This is a genomic window from Actinomadura opuntiae (assembly GCF_030283205.1).
Taxonomy (GTDB): domain Bacteria; phylum Actinomycetota; class Actinomycetes; order Streptosporangiales; family Streptosporangiaceae; genus Spirillospora.
Genome location: NZ_JASNWF010000012.1, coordinates 117,917 through 130,973, shown reverse-complemented (window position 1 = coordinate 130,973; position 13,057 = coordinate 117,917). Strand labels below are relative to the sequence as shown.

Below are 13,057 nucleotides of genomic sequence, written 5' to 3'. Positions count from 1 at the left end.
ATTACTTGGATCCGGGGATGACGAGGCCGGTTTCGTAGGCGGTGATCACGGCTTGGGTGCGGTCGCGCAGCGCGAGCTTGGTGAGGATGCGGCTGACGTGCGTCTTCACCGTCTCCTCGGTGACGACCAGGCGGGCGGCGACCTCGGCGTTGGACAGGCCGTCCGCGACGAGCCGCAGCACCTGCCTCTCGCGCGGGGTCAGCACGTCCAGCCTGTCCGCGGCCAGGCTCGCCGAGCGGGGCTTGAGCAGCGCGAACTCGTCGATGAGGCGGCGGGTGACGGCCGGGGCGAGCAGCGCGTCCCCGTCCGCGACGACCCGGACGGCGTCGAAGAGCCGCTCGGCGGTGACGTCCTTGAGCAGGAACCCGCTGGCCCCGGCGCGCAGCGCGTCGTAGACGTACTCGTCCAGGTCGAACGTGGTGAGGATCAGCACCCGCGGCCGGTCCGCGCCGGACGCGACGAGCCGCCGGGTCGCCTCGATGCCGTCGACCCCGGGCATCCGGACGTCCATCAGCACCACGTCCGGGGACAGCTCGGCGCAGACCCGCACCGCCTCGGCGCCGTCCTCGGCCGTCCCGGCGACGGTGAAGCCGGGCTGGGCGTCCAGCAGCGTCGCGAAGCCGGTGCGGACCACCGGATGGTCGTCGGCGACGACGATGCTGATCGGCTTGCTCATCGTGCTCCTTCGGACGCGGCGGGCCGGGCCGCCCGGGTCGGCAGGTCCGCCTCGACGAGGTAGCCGCCGCCCGCCGCCGGGCCGGCGCGGACCTCGCCGCCGACCGCCGCGGCGCGCTCGCGCATGCCGAGCAGCCCGTGCCCGCCGGACGCGGGCGCGGCGGGGCCGCCGGGCCCGTTGTCGCGGACCCGCACCCGCAGCGCGTCGCCGGTGTAGTGCAGCTCGACGTCGACGGCGGCGCCGGGCGCGTGCCGGCGGGCGTTGGTCAGCGACTCCTGGACGATCCGGTACGCGGCCAGCTCGACGCCGGGGTCGAGCGGGTCCGGCGGCCCGCTCACGATCAGCCGGGCCGCCGTGCCGGAGACGTCCCGGGCCTCGTCGAGCAGGTCGAGGACCTCCACGAGCCCCGGCTGCGGCGCCCGCGCCTCCGGGCGCCGGGTGTCCTCGCGCAGCACGCCGAGCAGCCGCCGCATCTCGGTCAGCGCGGCCCGCGCCGTGTCGCCGATGTCCAGCAGCCGCTTCGCCCCCGCGTCCGGCATGCCGGGGGTGGCGAGCCGCGCCGTCTCGGCCTGCACGGCGATCATGGAGATGTGGTGCGCGACGACGTCGTGCAGCTCGCGGGCGATGCGGGCGCGCTCGCCGCGCGCGGAGTTCTCCAGCAGCGTCCCGGCCATCACCCGCCGGGCGGCGGTGCTCTCCCGCGCCTCGGCGCGCGCCCGCAGGGCCGCCCCGGCCAACGCCGCGGCGGGCACCAGCGAGGCGAGCAGCACGGCCCGGACCTGGAACGGCGCCGCCTCGGGCCCCGCGAGCGCCAGCACCGCGAACGGCGGGCAGGCGGCCAGCGCGGCGAGGTGCGCGCCGTGCCGCCCGGCGCGGTAGGCGGCGGCCAGTTGCGCGATCAGGCCCGCGACGGTCGCGCTGTGCAGGAAGCCGAGCAGGACCACGTCGGCGGCCGTCACGGCGAGCACCGCCATCGCCGGGCGCGGCAACGCGACCGGCAGCGTCGCGCACAAGCACAGCAGCACAACCAGCGCAACGAAATGGACCCGCACGCCGCCATGGCCGTCCCGCGCACCGGACATGTCGACCGCCAGCCGCACGACGGGCCCCCGCTCGCGCACCAGGCCCGCGGCCGCTTCGGCGAGCGCCGCGACGCCGAGGCAGGCCGCCGCCGACAACGGGCACCCGGCGATCCGCGGTACCCGTCCCCCGAGCCGGGGGGCCACTCGGTTCACAGGCGCATTATGCAGCAGCCGTGCGGGAACGCGGCGCTTCCCGTGCTCGGACGGGTCGGCGCGCTATTTTGGGGACAGGTATTCCTGGTTCGCGTTTCGCGGTGTGGAGAGTTGGTCGGTTCTGGTGCGTACCGGACGAGTTCTGCGGTTCGACGGGGTGCGGGGCTACGGGTTCATCGTCCCCGACGGCGGCGGCGACGACGTGTTCGTCCACGCCAACGAGGTGCTGGACGACAAGTCGGGCCTGACGCCCGGCGCGACGGTCGAGTTCGAGACGGTCGACAGCGAGCGGGGCCCGAAGGCGTTCGGCGTCCGCATCCTGTCGCGGGCGTCCTCCTCCTCGGCGCCGCCGCGGCAGTCGTCGTCGTCCTCGCAGCTGCTGGACGAGGGGCTGTGCGACGTCCTCGAGCCGGCCGAGCTGCGCGAGGACATCACCGAGCTGCTGCTGTCGAGCACGCCCGACCTGACCGGCCGGCAGATCGTCAGCATCCGCGAGGGCTTCCTCGGCTTCGCCAAGAAGCACGGCTGGGTCGAGGCGTGATCGCGCGCGGGCGCCGCGCCGCCGCGGCGCGCTGACCCGCGCGTTCACCCGGCCGTCACCCGCGCGACGCGGCTCCCGCGCCGAATCGGCTGGTAGATCATGGGTAGTGTCAGGCCCATGAGCGGAGCTCCGACGCGCGTGTTCATCGCGCGGCTCGCCGGGATCGCGGTGTTCGACCCGGCCGGCGACCAGGTCGGCCGGGTCCGCGACGTGGTGGTGGCGCTGCGCCTGGCCCCCCGGCCGCCGCGGGTGCTCGGCCTGGTGGTCGAGGTCGGCCCGCGCCGCCCGGTGTTCCTGCCGATCACCCGGGTGCAGGTGATCGAGGCGGACGCGGTCATCTTCGACGGCCGGCTGAACATGCGGCGGTTCAGCAAGCGCGAGTCCGAGACCCTCGTCATCGCCGAGATGCTCGACCGCACCATCCGGTTCCGCGAGTCCGGCGAACCGGTCTCGGTGGTGGACGTGGCGATGGAGCCGACCCGCACCCGCGACTGGCTGGTCAGCAAGGTCGCCGTCCGCCGCGGCGGGCGCGGGCTGCGCCGCGGCGGCGGGCTGCGCCGCCGGGGCGAGAGCCTCGTCGTCGACTGGGACCACGTCGAGGGCTTCTCCGCCGTCGAGCACGGCCAGGGCGCCGCCGGGCTGATCGCCGCGTTCGGCCAGATGAAGGCCGCCGACCTGGCCAACATCGTGCACGAGCTGCCCGCCAAGCGGCGCACCGAGGTCGCGGCGGCCCTCGACGACGAGCGGCTCGCCGACGTCCTGGAGGAGCTGCCCGAGGACGACCAGATCGAGATCCTCGGCAAGCTGGAGGCCGACCGCGCCGCCGACGTGCTGGAGGCGATGGGCCCCGACGACGCCGCCGACCTGCTCGGCGAGCTGCCCACCGAGCAGCGCGAGCAGCTGCTGACGCTGATGGAGCCGCAGGAGGCCGCGCCCGTCCGGCGGCTGCTGACCTACGAGGACCACTCCGCGGGCGGGCTGATGACCACCGAACCGGTGATCGTCCCGCCGGACGCGACCGTCGCCGAGGCGCTCGCGCAGATCCGCCAGCCCGACCTGAACCCGGCGCTGGCCGCGCAGGTGTACGTGTGCCGGCCGCCGACCGCGACGCCCACCGGCCGCTACCTCGGCACCGTGCACTTCCAGAAGCTGCTGCGCGAACCGCCGCCCACGCTGGTCAGCGGGATCGTCGACACCGAGCTCGACCCGCTGCGGCCCACCATGACGCTGGAGGCCGTCGCGATGATCCTGGCCACCTACAACCTGGTCGCCGCGCCCGTGGTGGACGAGAACGGGCACCTGCTCGGCGCGGTGACCATCGACGACGTCCTGGACCACCTGCTGCCCGAGGACTGGCGGGAGGCCGCCATGGACGCCGCCGCCGAGGCGGCCGCGGATCCGGAGGAAGAGGCGCTGAGGGGCGCAGAGGGGGCGAGATGACCACACGTCTGGACCAGCCGCGCGAGATCCGCCGCACGATCGTGCCGCGGCCCCACTACGACCCCGAGTCGTTCGGCCGGCTGTCGGAGCGGATCGCCCGGTTCCTCGGGACCGCCCGGTTCCTGGTCTACATGACGGGGTTCATCGTCATCTGGATCGGCTGGAACTTCCTCGCCCCGCACGTCCTGCGCTGGGACCCCTACCCGTTCATCTTCCTGACGCTGATCCTTTCGCTGCAGGCGTCCTACGCGGCGCCGCTGATCCTGCTCGCGCAGAACCGGCAGGACGACCGCGACCGCGTCCAGTACGAGCAGGACCGCGCCCGCAACGAGCGGACCATCGCCGACACCGAGTACATCACCCGGGAGATCGCCGGGCTGCGGGTCGCGCTGAGCGAGGTCGCCACCCGCGACTTCCTGCGCTCGGAGCTCCAGCAGATGCTGCGGGAACTGGACGCCAAGGACCAGCACCCCGCATTCCCGCAGTCCCGGCCTTCCTGATTTCGACCCCGGCCCAGGGGCCTCGCCTGGCGGCTCGGCCCCTGACCGCGACCGGGCGAGCGCGGCTCTCTACGACGGTTCGTCGGCGAGTTTGTCGAGGATGTGGCCGAAGGTGCTCAGGTCGGGCTCGTCCAGCCTGCTCAGCACGTACTCGCGGACGCCCTCGCGGTAGGTGGGGGTCGCGTCGGCCAGCCGGGCCCGCCCCGCCGGGGTCAGCGCCGCGTACAGGCCGCGCGCGTCGCTCGTGCAGGACTGCCGGACGACCAGGCCGTCGCGCTGCAGCCGGTCGATCAGCCGGGTCAGCCCGCTGCGCGACAGCAGCACCCGGTCGGCGAGATCGTTCATCCGCAGCCGGCCGCCCGGGGCCTCGCCGAGGTGCATCAGCACGTCGTAGGAGGCCAGCGCGAGATCATGGTCGGCGAGCAGGTCGGCCTGGAGCCGGCGGGAGATCTGCACCTGGGCGCGCAGCATGCTGCGCCACACCGCCAGCTCGGCGGCCGACATGGTGCTGGACTGCGGTGTCACGCCCCGATCGTACGGTGCCGCGGGCCGCGGGCGAAGGGGCCCGGGCGGGTGTCGCGCGCCCGTGTGAGGTCCGGCACCCGATTGGCCGATACCGCCGCCGGGTTCATACCATGGACGCATGGCCCACCAGTTGACGACCGAGCAGGTGACCGCGGCGCTCGCCACGGTGAACGATCCTGAGATCCGCAAGCCCATCACCGAGCTCGACATGGTCAAGGGCGTCGACATCGCGGCGGACGGCACCGTCCGCGTCGGCGTGTACCTGACCGTTGCCGGATGCCCCATGCGGGACACCATCACCAAGAACGTCACGGAGGCCGTCTCCAAGCTCGACGGGGTCACCTCCGTCCAGGTCGACCTGGACGTGATGAGCGAGGAGCAGCGCAAGGATCTGCAGACCAAGCTGCGCGGCGGCGAGCCCGCCAAGGAGATCCCGTTCGCCAAGCCGAACTCGCTGACCAAGGTCTACGCGGTGGCCAGCGGCAAGGGCGGCGTCGGCAAGTCGTCGGTGACCGTCAACCTGGCCGCGGCCCTCGCCGCGCAGGGCCGCAAGGTCGGCGTCGTCGACGCCGACATCTACGGGCACTCGGTGCCGCGGATGCTGGGCGTCACCGACTCCCCCACCAAGGTCGCCGACATGATCATGCCGCCGTCGGCGCACGACGTGAAGGTCATCTCCGTCGGCATGTTCACCGCCGGGAACCAGCCGGTGGTGTGGCGCGGTCCGATGCTGCACCGGGCCCTGCAGCAGTTCCTCGCCGACGTCTACTGGGGCGACCTGGACGTCCTGCTGATGGACCTGCCGCCCGGCACCGGCGACATCGCGATCTCCGTCGCGCAGCTGCTGCCGTCCGCGGAGATCCTGGTGGTCACCACCCCGCAGCAGGCCGCCGCCGAGGTCGCCGAGCGGGCCGGCGCGATCGCCGCGCAGACCCACCAGCAGGTCGTCGGCGTGATCGAGAACATGTCGTACCTCAGCTGCGCGCACTGCGGCGAGCGGCAGTACATCTTCGGCGAGGGCGGCGGCCAGACCGTCGCCGACGCCCTGGCCCGCACCCTCGGCACCAAGGTCCCGCTGCTCGGCCAGGTCGAGATCGACCCGCGGCTGCGCGAGGGCGGCGACAACGGCGTCCCGCTGGTGCTCGGCGACCCCGACGCGGGCGCCGCCAAGGAGCTGCGCACCATAGCCGACAAGCTCGCCGGCCGCAGCCGCGGCCTAGCCGGCATGTCCCTCGGCATCTCCCCGAAGGGCCGTTAGGACCAGAACAGCGAAAGGCCCCGCCTCCGGCGGGGCCTTTCGCGTACCACCCGCGAACGTCGAAGCCGAGCCCGCATCACGGGCGGGCACGCGGAGCGAGCGCAGCGAGCGGAGCGGGCCCGCCCGACGGTTGTGAGGCTGTTTCCCCGCGGAGCGCCAGCGGAGCGGGGAAACAGCCTCACAACCGCAACGGGGGTTCCAGGGGGTCGCCCCCCTGGGCTAAGTAGCCTCGTTGTCGTACGGGGGGCGTTCGTCGTAGTCGAGGGCCGGGGTGGTGGCCGGGGCCGTGTAGGACGGTGCGTCGTCGTCGAAGAGCTTGCCGTTCAGGAACGAGTCGTCGTCCTCGAACAGGTGCTTGCGGACGAACGTCTTCGGGTGCAGGTCGGCGATGTCGAAGTCCTTGAACTCCGGGCCGAGCCCGGCCTGCAGGTCGGCCTTGGCCGAGTTGGCCATCTGGCGGAACTGCCGCAGCATCCGGCCGGCCTGCCCGGCCACCTGGGGGAGCTTGTCACCGAAGATGACCAGGGCGAGGACGACCAGCACCGCCATCTCACCGAGTCCGACGTCGAACAACCCGTCCTCCACAAGCCGCCGGGGACCGGCCCTGCGCGGACCGGTCCCCCCAGCGTATCCCCAGCCGGGATGAACCCGGCCTTAACATCGTCCGCCCGCATTCTCGCCCCGCTTCCCCGGCCACCGCGCGAGCGCGTCGTCTGACCGGTGGGGCGACGCCGGAGGCGAGTCCCACCGGGAAGCTCGCGAAGCGAGGTCGCGCTCGCACAAGCCCGGTCAGGGAGGCGAGCCGCCAGGCGAGCCTCCCTGAGCCGGGGTTGCTACGAGCCCAGCGTGACCTCGACCGTGCTCTCCTTGCCGCCCCGCTGGTAGGTGACCTTGATGCGGTCGCCGGGGGCGCGGCTGCGGATCTGCGCGATCAGGTCGGTGGCGTCCTCGATCGGCTGGTCGTCGACCTTGGTGATGACGTCGCCGGGCCTGAGGCCCGCCTTGTCGGCCGGGCCGCCCTTGGTCACCGGGTCCTGGCCCTGGACCGCCTGCTGCATGATGCGGGCGCCGCCCTGCTGGTACTGCGGGTCCGGCAGCACGCCGAGCTTGGCCATCTTCACCTGGCCGGTCCTGATGATCTCCTCGGCGACCCGCCTGCCCTGGTTGATCGGGATGGCGAAGCCGAGGCCGATGCTGCCGCTCTGCTCCCCGCCGCCGAGCGACTGGCCGCCCAGCGTGGCGATCGCGGTGTTGATGCCGATCACCCGGCCCTTGGCGTCCACCAGCGGGCCGCCGGAGTTGCCGGGGTTGATCGCGGCGTCGGTCTGGATCGCGTTGAGGTAGGACGAGTCGCCGCCGCCGCCCTCGCCCTGGGTGGGCACGGCGCGGTTCAGCGAGCTGACGATGCCGGTCGTCACCGAGCCCTGCAGGCCGAGCGGCGAGCCGATCGCGATCACCGGGTCGCCGACCGCGATCTTGGTGGAGTCGCCGAGGGCCAGCGCGGGCAGCGAGTGCTGCCCCTCGACCTTCAGCACCGCGACGTCGGAGGACGGGTCGGAGCCCTTGACCGTGGCGGGCAGCGTCTTCTTGTCGTTGAAGATCACCTGCATCCGGCCGCCGTTGCGGGCCTCGGTCACCACGTGGTTGTTGGTGACGATGTAGCCGCCGTTGACGATGAAGCCGGTGCCGCCGACCTCGCCCTGGGACGACTGCACGCGGATCATCACCACGCTGGGCAGCACCCGCTGCGCCACGCCCGCGACGGAGTCCGGCGGGCGGCTCTGCACCTTGGTGTCGCTGCCGCCGCCCCCGCCGAGGCTGACCGAGCCGCCGCCGTCGTCGCCGTCGTCGGTGGCGATCACCCCGATGCCCGCGCCGACGGCCCCCGCCACCAGCGCGACGATCAGCGCCACGACGGCCAGCAGGCCGAGGCCGGGGCCGCGGCCGGACGAGGACGGCGGCGCCGGGACCGGCGCCCAGTTCGGGCCGGTGCCCATCGGCGTCCCGAACGCCCCCATCGGCCGGGGTCCGCCGGGCGGCGGGCCCATCGGCGCCCCGGGAGGCGGCGGGCCCATGGGCGGCCGGCCGCCGGGGGGCGGCGGTCCCTGCGGCGGCCCCTGCGGCGGTCCCTGCTGCCAGCCCCCGTACGGCGGCTGGCCGTGCACGGCGCGCGGGTCCTGGTCGTAGGGGACGAACCCGGGCCGGTGGCGCTGGTCCTGGGGACCGTCCATCGGCTTGTCCATCGGCACGGGGGGCGGCTGCGGCATGTCGCGCGGCGGCGCGTCCTGCAGCGGCACCTCCCGGGGCGCCATGGCGCCGCCGGGCACGTCGTCGTGCGGCGGTGCGTCGCCGCGCGGCGCGTCCGGCGGGGCGAACCCGCCGGACCGCTCTCCCCCGCCGCCCGCCACGAGGCGGTCGGCGCCCTCGGGTTCGGGTCCGGGCTCGGCCTCGGGCTCCGCCGCCGGCTGCTCCAGGGGGATCTCCTGGTCGGTCACCGTCTCGGGAGGAGCCGCCGCGTCCTGCCGCTCAGGCTCCTGCCCGGGGACGGCGTCCTCGTCCCCCGGCCGGCGGTTGTCTTCCGTCATCCCCATCTCTCCTACCGAGCATGGTCCTCATCATCCGTGCTCATCGTGCCGCGATAGGCATGTGGCGAGCGTAAGGCAGAACGCACCGTGACCGCCCCCCGGGTCCGGCGTCCGCGGGCCTTCGCGGCGCCGGGCTCATCGGAACGGGTCGGCCGCCGAGGCCAGGCGGCGGGCGCCGCGCACCAGCCGCGTCCAGAACGGGTCGGGGCCGCGCGGCAGGTCGAAGGCGACCGCCTCCGCCGTGCTCTGCGGCGCGTCGGTCAGGACGGTGTAGACGTACCCGCCGGACGCGGCGACCGCCCAGCGGCGCAGCGACTCGCGGCAGAACACCGTCCGGCCGTGCCGGACGCGCTTCTTCCAGCCGGTCAGCGCGGCGGCGTCGAGGGCGCCACGCTGGACGAACACCGACACCGAGGCCAGCCCGTCGGAGTAGCTGAGGTGGACGGCGCCGCCGGCCTCGCGGCGGGCGTCGTAGAGGGTGAGGTGGCCGGGCAACCGCTTCGGGACGGGCCAGCCGCGGCGCTTCAGGCCGTCGAGGGCGCGGGCGTCGAGCGGCACTTCCAGCAGCGCGGTGGCGGCGCTGTTGGGCGCGGCGTTGGCGCTGGTCGGCTCGTCGGCGGGGGCGTCCACGGCGGAGCCGCGGGAACGGCTCCCGGGCGGCGGGGCACCGCCGGGGGCGGTGAAGCTGATCTCGGTGAAACCGCTGGTGATCACCGGCCGGCCGGTCGCGTCGATCAGCTCGCGGTGCAGCAGCAGCCCGGTCTCGGCGTCCAGCCAGAACCGGCCGGCGGGCGTGCCGTCCCGGCGGCGGGCCTCCACGACGCTCGCGCGGCGGCCGAGGACGACCGCGTCGGAGCCTCGGACGACGCTGTAGTTGCGGGTCAGCAGCGCGAGCGTCCGGGCGGTGAACCCGGTGGCGTCGCCGGCGGAGGCGTCGGGCAGGTAGCCCTCCGCGCCGCCGGAGCCGTAGCGGACCCCGTCGCCGGGGGTGTGCTCGGCGGCGACGCGGGACGTGGCGGACCGGTCGCGGTTCCAGGTCGTCAGGAAGCGCCGCCCCTCGTAGGGGACGCGGCGCGCGGCGTCGGCGGCGGCGCGCAGCAGGCGCACGGCTCCGGGGTCGCTGCGCGGGCGGCGGGCGGCGGCGGGGTCGCCGCCGAGGCCGCAGGCCAGCGCCAGCGCGCCCGCGAGGCCGCCGGCGATGACGGTGCGGCGCCGTCCCCGGCGGCAGGCCGTCGAGGGGGTCGCGGTCACGGCCCCGGGGCGGTCTTGAGCTGGTTGGCCGGATCGGTGAGCGGGTCGGTGACGGGCGCGTCGCCGGTGGTCAGCGCGTGCTCGACGGCGAACCGGTCGAAGGCGGGCGTGACGGTCGGCGGCTGCTCGCGGCCGCCCGCGGCGTAGGAGGCGGTGCCGAGCCCGATGAACAGGGTGGCGGCGCCCACCACGAGGTAGCGGCGGCGGTGCCGGGAGAGCGCGCCGGCGCGGGCCCCGGGCCGGTTGTCGCGGGGCCTCGCGGGCGAGGCGGACCGCACGGGGCGGACGGATGATCGCAGCGGCCGGGCGGGCGGCACGGGCCGCATCGGCTGCGTCGCCGCGGGCGGCTGCGGCGGCGTCAGGCCGGGGTCGGCGGCCATGGCGCGGAGCCGGTCCATGAAGTCGCCGGACGGCAGGTCGTCGGCGCCGTCGGGGGCGGGGATCGCGTTCAGGCCGCGCAGCCGCCCCTTGACCCGGCGCAGGTCGTCGGCCTCGGCCCGGCAGCCGGCGCAGCCGGCGAGGTGGGAGAGCACGCGGTCGCGCTCCCCGGGGTCGAGTTCGTCGTCGATCAGAGCGGTCAGGCGCTCACCAAGGCAGCTCACACGGCCTCCTCACGCAGGGACGTCCCCCCGCGCACCCCGGCGACCGCCGGATGGACACCCTCGTTACGCCTGGTCATGACGCCCCTGTTCGTTCCGTTCCTCGCGTGCGGCCCCGCTGCCCCGCGCGCGTCGCTACACGCCCTCCGGCTGCGGCCGGACGCCTCCGGCCCCGCGAAGGTCGGCGGCTCCGCCGCCGGCCGCCCGCACGCCGCCGGTGGCGGAGATCTCACCGTCGGCCCGCTCCCCCGCGGCGGTGGCCTCGGCGGCCTGCCAGTCGTTGCGCGTCCCGGGGCGGCGCCGCGTCGGCGCCCGGTGCTCCAGCGCGGCCCGCAGCTGCGCCCGCCCCCGGTGGATGCGGCTGCGCACGGTGCCGAGCTTGACGCCCAGGGTGGCGGAGATCTCCTCGTAGGACAGGCCCTCGATGTCGCACAGCACGACGGCGGCGCGGTACTCGGGCGCCAGCGCGTCCAGTGCCGCCTGCACGTCGGCGTCGAAGTTGGTGTCCTCGAACGCCTGCGCGGGCGTGGGCTCGCGGCCCTGCAGCCGCTCGGCGGCGTCGTCGGCGAGCCCCTCGAAGCGGATGCGCTGGCGGCGCCGCGCCATGTCGAGGAACAGGTTCGTGGTGATCCGGTGCAGCCAGCCCTCGAACGTGCCGGGCGTGTAGTTCGACAGCGACCGGAACACGCGGACGAAGACCTCCTGCGTGAGGTCCTCCGCGTCGTGCTGGTTGCCGGTGAGCCGGTACGCGAGGCGGTACACCCGCGCCGAGTGCTCGCGGACGACCTCGTCCCACGACGGCGGCGCCCATTCGGCCTCGGGGGCGTTCTCGCGCGCGGCGCTCCCCAGCCCCTGCCTGGGGCCGACCCCCACAGCGCCTCTAAAACTCAGTGCTGCGACTCCCATGGTGCCGGGCTGTTCCTCTCTGGTGAGCCAAGACTCTTCGCCTTGGAACGGCACGGTCTCGCCTGGGCTGGGGCGGTTCTGGACCGGTTCGGTGCTCGTGTTCCCCACCCACCATGAGGCGGGTGCTTACGTCTGCTGCAACGCGCTGGAACTCCGGATGGTTCCCGGTCAGCGATATGGTCTTTCCAGCATGAGCCAGGCGGGGGTCCCGCGAGGAGGCAGCCATCGACGCCATTCAGGCCACCCTGGCCTACGTGGAGGATTTCCTCCCCGAAGACGAGCCATTGCTGGAGGCCCGGCGGCGCGGCCACGAGATCGGCGCGACCCCGATCGGGCCGGCGGGCGGTGCGGCGCTGCGCTTCCTGGCGACCCTGCTGGGCGCCCGCAACGTCGTCGAGGTCGGCTCGGGCTGCGGGGTGTCCGGCGTGTACCTCATGCGCGGGATGCCGAAGGACGCGGTGCTGACGAGCGTCGACATCGAGCCCGAGCACCAGCGGCTGGCCAAGCTCGCCTACCGCGAGGCGGGGCTCGCCGCGTTCCGCACCCGGATGATCATCGGTCCGGCGCTGGAGGTGCTGCCGCGGCTCACCGACGGCGGCTACGACATGGTCTTCTGCGACGCGGCCAAGCACGAGTACCCCGAGTACCTGTCGGCGGCGCTGCGGCTGCTGCGGCCGGGCGGCGTCGTCGCGTTCGACAACGCGCTGTGGCACGACCGCGTCGCCGACCCGGACGTCCGCGATCCGGAGACCGAGGCGATCCGCGAGGTGCACCGGGCGATCCGCGAGGACGAGCGGCTCGTCCCGCTGCTGGTGCCGGTGGGCGACGGCCTGCTGTGCGCGGTGAAGCGCGACTGACCGGTGACCGGAGTGGAGCGCCAGCGGAACGCGGCCGGTGACACCGCCGAGCCGGACGTGCCCGCCGAGGTGTTCGCGGTGCGCGACCGCGTGACGTGGCGGGCGGTCTGGCGGCTCACCGCCTTCCTCATCCTGTTCGTGGCGTCGATCGGGTTCGTCGCGGGCGGCGTGATCCGCGGCGCGGGCGTCGGCAGCGCCGCGTTCATGGTGATCGGCGTCGCCGGTTTCCTGCTGTTCGGCGCGGGCCTGGCAGCCTCGCTCGGCGGGCTGGCGGCGCGCCGCCCCGTCCTGGAGCTGGACGCCTCGGGGGTGCGGCGGCCGGCGCGCTGGCCGCTGCCGCGCCGGTCCGGGCGCCTGCTGCCGTGGGACGAGGTCGCGGCGATCACGGCGTTGCGCCGCGGCGTCCCCGGCACCCGCCGCGGCGAGCAGGACTACGTGGTGTTCCTGCCGACGCCGGAGCTGGCGGAGATGGCCCGCACGTCCGACCGGCCCGTCCTGGTGGCGCTGACGATGCGGGACGTCCCGGCGACGGCGGCGGCCGTGCCGTGGTGCTTCGCGGTCGGCCCCGGCTGGGACGCCCAGCTCCCGAGGATCGTCAAGGAGGCCCGGCGCCGCCGCCGCGTCCCCGTCATCGACCGCCGCACGAAGTAGGCGGCGCTCAGGCGGCGTAGGCGGCGTAGGCGG

Annotated in this window: 13 protein-coding genes and 1 pseudogene; 6 read left to right on the top strand and 8 right to left on the bottom strand. The window is 74.7% G+C overall.

Annotated features, from left to right (window positions below; translation table 11 throughout):
- Position 1: 1 nt before the first annotated feature.
- Complete coding sequence (locus QP089_RS25980; RefSeq protein ID WP_285914725.1) at positions 2 to 676, bottom strand: response regulator; 675 nt, start codon at positions 674 to 676, stop codon at positions 2 to 4.
- Positions 673 to 1,911, bottom strand: coding sequence for a sensor histidine kinase (locus QP089_RS25975; RefSeq protein WP_285914724.1), 1,239 nt, complete (start codon positions 1,909 to 1,911; stop codon positions 673 to 675). Before QP089_RS25975 ends, QP089_RS25980 begins: the two co-directional genes overlap by 4 nt.
- Before the next feature lie 124 nt (positions 1,912 to 2,035).
- Between QP089_RS25975 and QP089_RS25970 the strand changes: the two genes are divergently transcribed.
- The 3 genes from QP089_RS25970 (at position 2,036) to QP089_RS25960 (ending at position 4,392) form a co-directional block, all read left to right on the top strand.
- On the top strand, positions 2,036 to 2,452 hold the full coding sequence (locus QP089_RS25970) for a cold-shock protein (protein WP_285914723.1): 417 nt from the start codon (positions 2,036 to 2,038) through the stop codon (positions 2,450 to 2,452).
- Positions 2,453 to 2,569: 117 nt separating this feature from the next.
- On the top strand, positions 2,570 to 3,892 hold the full coding sequence (locus tag QP089_RS25965; protein WP_285914721.1) for a magnesium transporter MgtE N-terminal domain-containing protein: 1,323 nt from the start codon (positions 2,570 to 2,572) through the stop codon (positions 3,890 to 3,892).
- Positions 3,889 to 4,392: a DUF1003 domain-containing protein gene (locus QP089_RS25960; protein WP_285914719.1), complete on the top strand. Its 504-nt coding sequence runs from the start codon at positions 3,889 to 3,891 to the stop codon at positions 4,390 to 4,392. The genes QP089_RS25965 and QP089_RS25960 overlap by 4 nt, the downstream gene beginning before the upstream one ends.
- A gap of 69 nt (positions 4,393 to 4,461) precedes the next feature.
- On the opposite strand, the gene QP089_RS25955 is transcribed toward QP089_RS25960, so the two are convergent.
- Entirely contained in the window at positions 4,462 to 4,917 is a 456-nt protein-coding gene (locus QP089_RS25955) for a MarR family winged helix-turn-helix transcriptional regulator (protein ID WP_285914717.1), read from the bottom strand.
- A 118-nt stretch (positions 4,918 to 5,035) separates the two neighbouring features.
- On the opposite strand from QP089_RS25955, the gene QP089_RS25950 reads away from it, so the two are divergent.
- Positions 5,036 to 6,175 (top strand): Mrp/NBP35 family ATP-binding protein, encoded by a 1,140-nt coding sequence (locus tag QP089_RS25950; RefSeq protein ID WP_285914715.1) that lies wholly within the window; start codon positions 5,036 to 5,038, stop codon positions 6,173 to 6,175.
- Between the two features lie 219 nt (positions 6,176 to 6,394).
- On the opposite strand, the gene QP089_RS25945 is transcribed toward QP089_RS25950, so the two are convergent.
- From QP089_RS25945 to sigE, 5 genes and pseudogenes are all read right to left on the bottom strand, one after another.
- Entirely contained in the window at positions 6,395 to 6,748 is a 354-nt protein-coding gene (locus QP089_RS25945; protein WP_285914713.1) for a sec-independent translocase, read from the bottom strand.
- A 260-nt stretch (positions 6,749 to 7,008) separates the two neighbouring features.
- Positions 7,009 to 8,760 (bottom strand): S1C family serine protease, encoded by a 1,752-nt coding sequence (locus QP089_RS25940; protein ID WP_285914711.1) that lies wholly within the window; start codon positions 8,758 to 8,760, stop codon positions 7,009 to 7,011.
- 135 nt (positions 8,761 to 8,895) lie between these two features.
- On the bottom strand, positions 8,896 to 10,011 hold the full coding sequence (locus tag QP089_RS25935) for a sigma-E factor regulatory protein RseB domain-containing protein (protein WP_285914709.1): 1,116 nt from the start codon (positions 10,009 to 10,011) through the stop codon (positions 8,896 to 8,898).
- Positions 10,008 to 10,613, bottom strand: a complete 606-nt coding sequence (locus tag QP089_RS25930; protein WP_285914708.1) for an anti-sigma factor family protein — start codon at positions 10,611 to 10,613, stop codon at positions 10,008 to 10,010. The genes QP089_RS25935 and QP089_RS25930 overlap by 4 nt, the downstream gene beginning before the upstream one ends.
- A 297-nt stretch (positions 10,614 to 10,910) precedes the next feature.
- Positions 10,911 to 11,516: pseudogene (gene sigE / locus QP089_RS25925) on the bottom strand (RNA polymerase sigma factor SigE); the annotation flags it as partial.
- A gap of 254 nt (positions 11,517 to 11,770) precedes the next feature.
- On the opposite strand from sigE, the gene QP089_RS25920 reads away from it, so the two are divergent.
- Both QP089_RS25920 and QP089_RS25915 read left to right on the top strand, forming a co-directional pair.
- Positions 11,771 to 12,373, top strand: a complete 603-nt coding sequence (locus tag QP089_RS25920; RefSeq protein WP_285914706.1) for an O-methyltransferase — start codon at positions 11,771 to 11,773, stop codon at positions 12,371 to 12,373.
- A gap of 3 nt (positions 12,374 to 12,376) precedes the next feature.
- A complete protein-coding gene (locus QP089_RS25915; protein WP_285914705.1) occupies positions 12,377 to 13,024 on the top strand; it encodes a hypothetical protein in 648 nt (215 codons plus the stop codon).
- The last annotated feature ends 33 nt before the right edge of the window (positions 13,025 to 13,057 follow it).